Source organism: Pedobacter anseongensis (assembly GCF_037482965.1).
In the GTDB taxonomy this organism is placed as follows: domain Bacteria; phylum Bacteroidota; class Bacteroidia; order Sphingobacteriales; family Sphingobacteriaceae; genus Pedobacter; species Pedobacter anseongensis.
Genome location: NZ_JBBHKB010000003.1, coordinates 574,895 through 586,374, shown reverse-complemented (window position 1 = coordinate 586,374; position 11,480 = coordinate 574,895). Strand labels below are relative to the sequence as shown.

The following is an 11,480-nucleotide window of genomic DNA, read 5'->3' as shown; positions in this document are numbered from 1 at the left end:
CATGATACTTTCATGCCTTTTAAAAACAAATATATACTAATGAAAAAATATACTTATATCCTAATATTTGCGATGGTAACTATTGCTACCATGAGTTGCAAAAAATTTTTGAATATTGTACCGGTAGATAATTTGTCTGGAAATAATTTTTGGCAAACTAAAGCCGATGTCGAAGCCTTTACAAATGGTTTGTATGCTCGTTTTAGGGCAAAAGTTGGACAAGGTAGTGGATTTGCTCAGGTAGCCGATATGCGTAGTGCCCCCTTAATTAATGTTTCAGCAGGAAACTATGTATCGTTAATGGCTACAAACAACTTAAGAAGTTTATCTGCTGATGGGCAATGGTCTTCAAATTATGTATTTAGAACCAACACCCGTTGGAAAGAGTTTTTTGATGTGGTGGCTGCGGCCAATATTTTATATACTAAAATAGATGAAGTACCAGCTACTGCATTGTCAGAAAATGAACGCAAGCGGTATAAGGCTGAAGCTGTATTTATGCGTAACCTATCGTATTTTATGATGGTACGGTTGTTTGGCGATGTGCCTTACTATACCAAGGGTTTTAGTGAAGAAAAATTGCCTAGAACTCCAATGGTTACGGTATTAAGAAACTGCATCGCAGATATGGAAGCTGTTAAAGAGGATTTACCGTGGACGTATGCGGATCCTGCTTTAGTAGGTGTTAGGGCCATGCGCGGAGGTGCTATTGCCTTATTAATGCACATGAACATGTGGGCTGCCGGATTTGATCAAACAGAGGCCAACAAAAAAGCCTATTATGATGCGGTAATTAGCTTAGGAAAGGAAATAGAAACAACAACAGACTACCGTTTATTGCCTTATGATAATGAGCAATATAAAGCAATCTTTAAAGGTCGTACCAAAGAAAGTTTATTCGAAGTTTTTCAAAATGCAAATAACGGAGAAAAATTATCGTCGTTTTCTAACCTTAGTTACTTATTAAGCCATTATCCATTAAAAGGGACAGTTACCAATACAAATAGTTTAGCTTATTATGATAAAGAATGGCTAAATAAAGTGTATTCAGATGGTATTCCCGATGGTAGAAAAGATGCTTGGTTCGAAAACAGAACTGTGAACAACGGCACGTTCCAGTTTAAGAAATTTGCAAATGTGTATGCCGAAGGATTAAACATCTTAAACGATGACGACATTATCATCTTCAGACTTTCTGATGCCTATTTATTAGCTGCAGAAGCAAATGCAAACCGAGATTCGGATATCGAAGCTAAACGTTATTTGAACAAAGTTAGGGATAGGGCCAATGCAACACCAATTACCTCTACAGGAGATAATTTGAAAGACGACATCTATTACGAACGCGTAAGGGAATTGATGGGTGAGGGCCACTATTTCTATGATCTGGTGAGAACCAAAAGGATAACAGATGCTAACTTTTGTAAGTTTCCTATGACGGTTACCGATTTCAATGCAGGTGCATGGACATGGCCAATAGATCCAGTGGCATTAACCAATAATCCTAACATGACTTTAAATAACTATTGGAGATAATTTTTACTTAGTAATCATATGATGTATAAAACAACTTTAAAATTAGCCATATTTGTATTAATTGGCTTTAGTATCATTACTTCTTGTAAAAGAGATGAATATTTTATTGATACAGGTACTACCAATCCCAACTTTAATGGAAGTATACTTGCTTACCTAAAATCAAAGCCTGCCTACTTTGATACCTTAACTAGGGTAATAAATATTGCAGGAATGGACGATGTTTTTGAAAAGGAACAGATCACATTTTTTGCCCCAACGAGTTCAGCCATTTATAAATCATTAAAGGCATTAAATGCCGATTTGCGAAGAAGTGGAAAAGATACCGTAGCTAAATTAGAGCAAATTAGACCTGAAACATGGAAAGAGGCCCTATCCATGTACATCTTTAAAGGGGTTAATCGCCTAAAAGATTATCCACAGTTAGATACCATTGCTTTCGCTGCTTTTCCTGGTCAAGGTTATACTTCATATGCGGGTAGAACAATGAATATTGGTGTACTATTTAATGATGCGGTAACGGCGAGAAATGCGGATGGAAGTCCAAAAACATTTGTAAAATATGCTGGATACCGTCAGCTGTACTTATCCTACATTCCAGATTTTTCAAATCCGACATTGAACTTGCTAAATATCCCAGTTTCATCGTCGGATATTGCACCAACCAATGGGATTGTTCATGTACTGGCACAAAATGTATTTAGCGGAGGCTTATTAATAAGCAAACATAATTTTGGCTTCAACACAAGAACATTTATTGATAAAGTAATTGCAGATGGTATTTTACCTCCAACACCCTAATCTTATTACGAAATTGATATGAATCATATACTACATAAACAGAAAGTGCACTTAGGTAAATTATTATTAGCCTTATTAGTGCTTGGATTATATTCTTGTAAAAAAGAAATTATCGGAGAAAATCCTTACGAAGGGGGCAAGCAACCCCTAGGCATTAAGTTTGGTGCGGGTTTACCGGACCCCGAAGCTGCTGCACCAGGTAGCGAGGTTAATGTGAGCATCAGGGGCTTAAAGAAGTTTGAGAACAAGTACAAGTTCTATATTAACGAGGTAGAAGCAACAGTAGTAGCTTTTACAGATAGCACGGCAAGAATTAAAGTTCCTAATGATGCAAGCAGTGGAGGAATGTCTGTTATTAGTGAGGGGCAAACTTTTTTTGGCCCATTGTTAAGAATAGAGGGGAAAGTAAGCGCAGATGATTCTTTTTTAGCGACTGTAGGTTCTAACGCTACAATTTTTGATATTCTACGCTTACCAAATGCAAATTACTTAGTTACTGGGGCATTCGATAACTTCGATAATAAAGGAAATGTGAAAGTACCAATAGGCGCAATTGCACAAATAACCACCCAAGGTGCGTATGCAACCTCGTTAAATTTTGGAAAGGGTGCTTTGGGCTCAATTAATAGTGTTAATCGCTTAACCAATGGTAAATTTTTAATTTCTGGCTTCTTTTCCAGCTTTAATTCGTCACGCGGAAAACGAATTAATATTAACAGTATTGCTACGCTAAATAGTGATGGGACGTTAGATAGTACCATAATTGATGTGATCAACCCCACACCAAATGATTTCAAAAAAAATAAAGACACTGTACCAACTTTTAACGGAGGGGTTGCAGGTGCTATCAGAAAATCTTTTGTCTTTAATGATCGAATATATGCCGTTGGAAGGTTTGAAAATTATGTAAGGGTATTTTACGATCGTTCAACTTACGATACCAAAGTTTATGATGTAACCCGAATGAAACAAATGGTTTGCATGAAATTTGATGGGGCCATGGATTCGACGTTCCATTATGATAAAGCTACGAAGCAAAGTCCGCCAGCAGGTAATGGCGAAATTACCGATGCTTTTCAGCAAGCTGATGGTAAATTGGTTTTAGTGGGTGCCTTTTCTACTTTTAATGGGACGCCTGCAAACCGTATTGTACGCATTAATTTGGATGGAAGTGTAGATCAAACGTTTAAGGCCGGAACTGGAGCCGATAATAACATTACTTCAGTTACCTACAATGCTGCAACGGATAGGATTTTAATTACAGGCTCATTTACAACTTATAATGGTAATTCGATGAAAGGTGTAGCCCTGCTTAATGCCGATGGAAGTTTAGACAATTCATTCAAATTTGGTACTATGGCATCGGGTGCAGCTACTTACGCTGCACAGTTAAACAATGGTAAAGTAATCGTTAGTGGAAATTTCAAAACGTACAATTCGGTTATCCGCCAAGGCTTTATGGTCTTAAATGCTGACGCCTCTTTAGCAGCTGGTTATAATAATACGGGTCAATTTAGTGGACAAGTTTTTAAAATTATTGAAACTACATCATCATTTGGTAATCCTGCTGTAATCCTTGTTGGCTCCATCCAACGCTTTGATAATAAGAAATTTGGAAACATTGTAAGAGTGGAACTAAAAAATTAACACTTAAAAATATTAATATGAATCAATTAACTAAAAAGCAAGAAAAACTATTAATAAATGGCCTAGCGCTATTGTGCTTATTAATGGTACTGTTCTTCAGTTCTTGCAATAAAGACTTTCCCAACATACTAAGAACCGACTATCCAAATGATACGGCAACTATAAATTTGAAGGAACGTAAAGTGCTTTACCTTATATTGGATGGCGTAAGAGGTAACGCATTAAAAGCTTTAAATCCGCCAACCTTAGCCCAAATGGTTAAAAAATCGATTTATGCATATGATGCACTTTCTGATTTTCAGACCAATACATTAACCAATGCAGGTGCTTGGGCAAATGCAACTACAGGTGTAACTAGCGATAAGCATAAAGTGGTAAGTGAAAATTTCTCTGGAAATGATATTGCTACTTATCCTTCTCTTTTTACAAGATTAAAGCAGGTTAAGCCAAACTTAAGAAGTGTTTCTATTGCAGCTAGCAAGGTTTTTAACGATAATTTGGCCATTGATGCGAGTTCTAAAGTAAATTTCGAAAACGATGATGCTAAGGTTAAAGATGCCGTAATAGAAGAATTAAAAAGACCAGATGCATCGGTTCTTGTTGCTCAATTTCATAGTGCAGAAATTGCTGGTGCTGCAAATGGCTATGCCGATAATACAACTTCATATACAAGTGCTATTACACAATTAGATAGCTATATTGGTAATATCATGTCTGCCTTACAACAACGAACTAATTTTGTAAAAGAAGATTGGTTGGTAGTGGTTTCATCAAATAAGGGGGGTGCTATTCCGGTAAATCCTAATGATGCCAATTTAGGTGCATATAGCGATCCAAGTAGGAATAACTTTATTATCTTCTATAATCCCCGTTTTGTAAGCCAAATTACACCAAAACCTGATGTTAGTGCGTTGCCTTATGCAGGCATTGCACCTAAGTTTAATGTAAACAATGCGGCTGTGCAGAGCGATCCAAATTTTTTAAATTTAGGGACAAACAAAGATGCTACTATTCGTTTTAATCTCCGTTGGGATAATACGGCTGGTAACGGAAACTATCCAGCAATTCTTCAAAAAAGAGGAGTTACTACTGGAATAACTCCAGGAATACCAGGCTGGGCTTTTATAAAGGATGATGGTGGTATCATTAGTCTCAACTGTAGCTTTGCTGGAAGTACAGGGAACGCTCAAGCCAAGGGACCTACATCGCAAATCATAACTGATGGGAAATGGCATTCTATTGCTGTAAAATTTTATATGAATGGTGCTAACCGCGTTGCGAGTATGTTTGTGGATGGAGTTCCTGCTCAAACACCTAATTTAACCCTTAATGGAGATTTGAATACCACATCGCCTTTAACTTTTGGAAAATATACTAATGATGATTGCTTTATTACGGAGTTTGCAGTTTATAACATTGCTATTCCTACTGCAGATATTATTGAAAATAGTAAAAAAACACCATTAACACCAGCAACTGATCCATATTATGATAATTTGATCGGATATTTTAGAGGCAATGAGGGGTCAGGAAATCAAATTAACGATGTAACTGGAAACGCAGCACCAATGAATTTAATTGGTACAGCGAATTGGAGCATTTTTTCGGATGTTTCACCAAACATTTCGCCACTTCTTTCTTCTGCAACTTTTGGCGTAGTTATCAATAATGTTGATATTCCTTACCAAATTTATACATGGATGGGCATACCTATTCCAAGTAGCTGGCAATTGAGTGGAAAAATTTGGAGACCAACCTATACAGATGTTCGTAACAACTAACCTAAAAAACAAGAACTAAGAATATGAAACCGACCAGATTTTTAAACTACATCGTCATCTTACTTTTGGCAAGTGGTTTTACAGCTTGTAAAAAATATGGAATAGCAGTTGACGATGGTTATGATGATGCATCTGAAAACCAAAAAAGTATAACTGTTGATACGAATATGGCAAATATTGATCGATCGGGCTATGCAAAAGCACGTATCTTTCCAGGTTTGGTAGATCAAACAGAACCTAGGGTAACGAATCAGAAATTTACGCTAGATCTAAACTTTACACCACAAACCAACGAAAATCTTCGGATTTCTGTAGCGCCAACGCCACAGTTTAGTACAGGATATTATGCTGCTCCAGGCGAATTGATTAAGTTAGTTGTGCCAACTGGAGTAAATGGATTAAGTATGCAAATAGGCGGGCATACCGATAACCTTACGGGAAAAGTTCCATTGTTACGGGACCCAATTATTGTTAATAGGCAACAATTGTATCCGGGTGTAAATTACATGCGAAATATTTATGGTGGTACAATTTATATTAATGCTTCTTTTGCGATTAAAGACCCTGTAGAGTTTACGATATCAGGTGCATGTGTTTCTCCAGATTTTATTTTAGGGATAGACACGCACGAAAGTTGGAAAGCAAAAGTTCTAGCTTCTAAAGTACCTTGGTTAGAGTTGCGCTCTAAACGCGTGATATTTTTAGTTCCGCGAGATAAAATTGTAAGTCAATTTTCAAATGCTACAGAACCCTTAACTAATATTGTGGAACCTATTTCATTGTGGAATACCGTTTTTGATCTAGATTATAATGGTTGGATGGGCCTTTCTGATAATGCATTAGATGTTAGCGATAGAAGTCCACAAGGCCCTTGGCGTGGTGTATTAGATATCCAGTTAACGAATGGTTATGGTCATAACGGATTTCCTTTTGTAGGTCTTAATGATTCCGAGTGGTTTAGTTCTTTTACCAGTGCTATCCGATTAAAAAGTAGTGTTGGTACTTGGGGCTCTTATCACGAGTTTGGCCATAATATGCAACAAGGAAATGTTTGGAGTTGGAGTACCTTAGGGGAAACCACTAACAATTTATTTAGTTTTAAGGTGGCAAATAGAATTGGTGCCAACTACAATACACTTCATCCTTCGGTAAGCAGTGGTTTTCCACTGGCTATTGCCTATGCAAGTAAAGCAGGAACTAAAAATTTTGATAGCGACCCAGCGATGGACGACCCATTTAAACGGATGACGCCATTTGTACAGATTTTTGAGCTTTATGGTTATGATGCGATGACGAAATTATATACCGAAGCGCGAAGTGCTCAACGCTTAGCTAATAATGATCTTGATAAACACGATTTTGTTTACGAAAACCTATCAGAATATTGCAAGGTAGATTTAATTCCTTTTTTCGAAGCTTGGGGCATTTTGGTAAGCCCTCAATCGCAAGCTAAAATAGGGCAAAAATATCCGATTTTGAACAAACAGATTTGGACCTACAATCCATTAACTAAAACTGGTGGAACTGCAAGTATCGTTTTCACTACCAGCGTAGTATCGGTGAGTTCTCCGGCGCAGGAAGGTTCTTTCGCTGCATTAGTTGATGAAAATTTAACCACTTATTATCACTCGCGCTATTCTAGTCCAACACCTGACCAAACCTATCCCTTTACCTTTATTTTAAGTGCTGGGGCAAATATTCCAATTAAAGGCATGTATTTTAATGGTCGTGCAGGTACAAATCGTGCTGGTGATGCCAAAGAAATAGAGATTTTCAGTAGCAAAGATAACATCAACTATACAAGTGTGGGCACTACTACCTTGCCTAACACAGCCAATAGGTTCGAATATATTTTCCCCAACGGGAATATCAATGCTAAGTTTTATAAAGTGGTGATAAAAAATGGGTACAGTAAAAATCCATACGTAGTATTCGCCGAAATGAATTTAATTAAGCCTTAAAATTACCATGAAACAGATAATCATTCGCATTTTCCCATTGGCTTTATTAATGGGTATAGTAGTTACGGGTTGTAAAGAATATGAGAATCCAGCACCTGTGTTCGAAGAATTTAAGCCGACCATAAATACGCAAAGAAAGGTGTTAATCATCAGTATTGATGGCTTAACAGGTTCTGAGCTAAAAAGCATAGCTCCAACCAACGTAGAGGCCTTAAGAAAAACATCAAAATATAGTTATGATGTGTTACGAGGACAAGTTGCAAATGATGTGGCCAGTTGGGCCACCATGATTACCGGAGTGAGTTACAGTAAACATTTAATTAAAGAGAACACTTTTCAACCCACACCCAGGGAAAACTCGCATGAATCGCCAGCTGTTTTTAGAAATAGTTTCGATTATATTTTGCAATATAAATCTGTAAAAACCGCAATGGTTACCTCGTGGCCAGAATTAAGAAATTATGTAAAAGTGGTAGACTTTGCTCCCATAGTGAATACAGATTTAGCGGTAAAAGACTCCGCAATAAACATCATTAACACAAGTACACCTTTAGGTGCTATGATTGTTAATTTTAGAGAGGTAGAGGCCGCTGGTGAGAAGGGTGGTTTTTTAGCTACAAACACGGTCTATAAAAATGCAGTGCTAAAGGCCGATGAGTATGTGGGTAATTTGGTTGCCGCTTTAAAAGCTCGAAAAAATTATACATCTGAAAATTGGCTAGTTATAGTAACCACCAATCATGGCGGTAGTAATGATGATCCTAAACCTGGGTTTATTATCGCGTCTAACAGCAGCTTAAAAGAACAAGAAGTTAAGAAATCTGGTTTTAATACCGTTAACTTTAAAACTACAGCTGTAATTGCAGCGGTACCAGATGACAATGGCTTGTACAGTTTTGGTGATAATAAAGATTTTACCGTTCAAATGCAAACTAAGTTTAATAAAACATCTACCTATCCACAGTTTTTGGGAAAAAGCACTTCAAACTATACAGGCTGGTTTTGGATGCAAGAAAATAATCAATGGAATTTAGAATTTGGAGGTGTAAATAACGGTGGTGGCGGTAAACAGCAACTTGGCATTGCTGCCGGATTAGCCGATGGTTCGTGGCATACGTTAACTATGACGGTAAAATATGTAAATTCAACAACAAGAACAGCTTCTGCCTATGTAGATGGCGTTTTTAAAAACTCTTATAATGTAAGCGCGTCGAAGAATATAAATACCACCGAATTATTAAAAATAGGAGCTGTAGGGGGTGATGCCGATTTTTATGCGGCTAATTTGAGTATTTTTAACGTAGCACTTGATGCTGCAGTGGTAACTGCAAATGTAGCATTGAAAGATATTACTCAACATCCAAATTATGCCAACTTGATTGGTTTTTGGCCCATTGATGAAGGTGGTGAAGGTGTATTATCGAACAAAGCAGTTGGTGGGTATGATATGTACCTGTCTGGGCCTTTCTCTTGGCCTTCGATCGGGACTAGTGTTCCCGCGGGCACAACAGTAGATGCAAATGCCACCGGTAAATCTATTATTTTAACACCTGCAGCCGTATCTGCAACGATGTTGTATTGGATGAATGTTAAAATTTTACCAGAGTTTGGTATTGATGGTAATCCCTTCTTAAGCCAATTTGAAATAGAGTTTTTGAAGTAATCCTTAACTTTTTTTAAGCTCCCTTCATTAAAATGTTGGGAGCTTTTTTTATCTTTCATTTATAATGATGAAAAGAACACTACTTTTATTTGTGTTTAGCATGGTTGCTCTGTTAACTTTTGGACAGAAAAGACCAAATATCATTTTCATTCTTACAGATGATCTTGGTTATGGCGACATTGGCGTTTTTTATCAAAACCTAAGGAAAAGTCAAAATATTCGTAATCACCCCTTTACACAAACACCAAATCTCGATAAATTGGCAAATGGCGGCGCAATGTTGATGCAACATTATGCAGCAGCTCCAGTTTGTGCGCCGTCTCGAGCCTCTTTATTTCTTGGGCAAAATCAAGGACATGCAAATGTTCGTGATAACCAATTCGACAAGGCGCTTGAAAATAATTATACCATGCCAGGTGTGTTAAAAAAATTAGGATATCAAACTGCATTGTTTGGTAAATGGGGCCTCCAGGGTGTCGGAAAGGATACTTCGTCTTGGATTTCTCATCCACTAAAAAGGGGATTTGATTACTTTTATGGATACATGCGCCATGCCGATGGACATGAACATTACCCGAAAGAAGGAATATATCGAGGTAAAAAAGAAGTGTGGCACAATTACAACGAGGTATCGAAGCAGTTGGATAAGTGCTACACTGCCGATTTGTGGACAGCTTCGGCTAAGCGATGGATAATAGATAAATCGAAGACGAATGCAAGCCAACCTTTTTTCGCTTTTATTTCGTTCGATACGCCACATGCGGTATTGGAATTACCTACACAAGCTTACCCAAAAGGAAAGGGGCTAAATGGAGGTCTCCAATGGATAGGGAAAGCGGGCAAAATGATTAACACAGCAACGAATTTGCCAGACAGCTATTACCACCCAGACTATGCAAATGCCACTTACGATGACGATCAAGACCCTGTAACTCCAGAAATTCAATGGCCAGATGTCTATAAACGGTATGCAACTTCGGTTAGACGAATTGATGATGCAGTTGGAGATTTAATGCAGGTATTAAAAGACTTAAAAATAGAAGAAAATACACTGGTAGTATTCACTTCTGACAATGGGCCCTCCATTGAATCATATCTTTCTACACCTTTTAAAGCTAATTTTTTTGGTAGTTTTGGCCCTTTCGATGGTATTAAGCGCGATTGTTGGGAAGGAGGTCTGAGAATGCCTGCTATTGCCTATTGGAAAGGACATATCGCCGCGAACAAAAAAATTAAGGCGGCAAATGCGGCCTACGATTGGTTGCCAACTTTTTTAGATGCTAGTGGAGTTAAGCCCCCACTAAGTGTCGATGGGGTTTCGATTTTACCTTCACTTATAGGCAAAGGCAAGCCAGCTAAGTCTAGTGTTTATGTCGAGTATTTTGTTGAGGGTAAAAGTCCAAACTACGATGAATTTGCCATAGATCATCGCAAAAGAATACGCAATCAAATGCAGGTAATTAGATCGGGTAAATATGTTGGAGTGAGGTATGATATCAAAAATCAACAAGATGATTTTGAAATCTACGATGTAGTTAAAGACCCTGGTCAACGTAAAAACCTCGCAACAGTGATGCCGGATCTTCAAACACACATGAAAAATGAAGTACTGCAAAGCCGCCGGGTAAACTCCGATGCCATAAGACCCTATGATAATGAATTTGTACCCTCAATAACAAAAAGTGTAAAACCAGGTATAATTTGGAGTGCCGAAAAACCTAAGTTTGGGTGGCTAACCTTGCCGTCATTAGGCAGTATTAAAAAGTCGTCTCCAGATTTCAGAACCATAAATAAGGAGTTATTAGGGGAAGGAACAGTAACCATTACCGGGTATATCGATGTTCCAAAAGACGGAGAATATACATTTTATAGCCCCTCAGATCAAGCCTCCTTTTTAAGAATTCACCACATTGGTGTAATCGATGCTGCCTACATAACAGGGAAAGACAATCAAGGTAAGGTAAAACTGAAAGCAGGATTACATCCTTTTACTTTCTCTTACGCCCATTCAAAAAAAGAGGTTTTGCTAGAATGGTCGGCCGATTATTTTGCTAGAGAAGCAATTCCTGCTAAGGCTTTATTTCAATAAGT

The 11,480-nt window shown here is 37.7% G+C and carries 7 protein-coding genes; all 7 read left to right on the top strand.

The genetic code is table 11. From position 1 onward, the window contains the following. Positions 1-39 precede the first annotated feature (39 nt). The 7 genes from WG904_RS13325 to WG904_RS13295 all read left to right on the top strand — a co-directional run bounded on the left by WG904_RS13325 (position 40) and on the right by WG904_RS13295 (position 11,478). Positions 40-1,536: a RagB/SusD family nutrient uptake outer membrane protein gene (locus WG904_RS13325; protein ID WP_339579818.1), complete on the top strand. Its 1,497-nt coding sequence runs from the start codon at positions 40-42 to the stop codon at positions 1,534-1,536. Between the two features lie 18 nt (positions 1,537-1,554). Further along, positions 1,555-2,337, top strand: a complete 783-nt coding sequence (locus tag WG904_RS13320) for a fasciclin domain-containing protein (protein WP_339579817.1) — start codon at positions 1,555-1,557, stop codon at positions 2,335-2,337. A gap of 18 nt (positions 2,338-2,355) precedes the next feature. Beyond that, complete coding sequence (locus WG904_RS13315) at positions 2,356-3,984, top strand: DUF5008 domain-containing protein (RefSeq protein WP_339579816.1); 1,629 nt, start codon at positions 2,356-2,358, stop codon at positions 3,982-3,984. 17 nt (positions 3,985-4,001) lie between these two features. Next, a complete protein-coding gene (locus WG904_RS13310; protein WP_339579815.1) occupies positions 4,002-5,765 on the top strand; it encodes a DUF4983 domain-containing protein in 1,764 nt (587 codons plus the stop codon). Positions 5,766-5,788: 23 nt separating this feature from the next. After that, the gene (locus tag WG904_RS13305; RefSeq protein WP_339579814.1) at positions 5,789-7,726 is read left to right on the top strand and encodes a M60 family metallopeptidase; all 1,938 of its coding nucleotides are present in this window, start codon (positions 5,789-5,791) and stop codon (positions 7,724-7,726) included. A gap of 7 nt (positions 7,727-7,733) precedes the next feature. After that, a complete protein-coding gene (locus tag WG904_RS13300; RefSeq protein ID WP_339579813.1) occupies positions 7,734-9,389 on the top strand; it encodes a LamG-like jellyroll fold domain-containing protein in 1,656 nt (551 codons plus the stop codon). Between the two features lie 64 nt (positions 9,390-9,453). Further along, complete coding sequence (locus WG904_RS13295) at positions 9,454-11,478, top strand: sulfatase-like hydrolase/transferase (RefSeq protein WP_339579812.1); 2,025 nt, start codon at positions 9,454-9,456, stop codon at positions 11,476-11,478. The last annotated feature ends 2 nt before the right edge of the window (positions 11,479-11,480 follow it).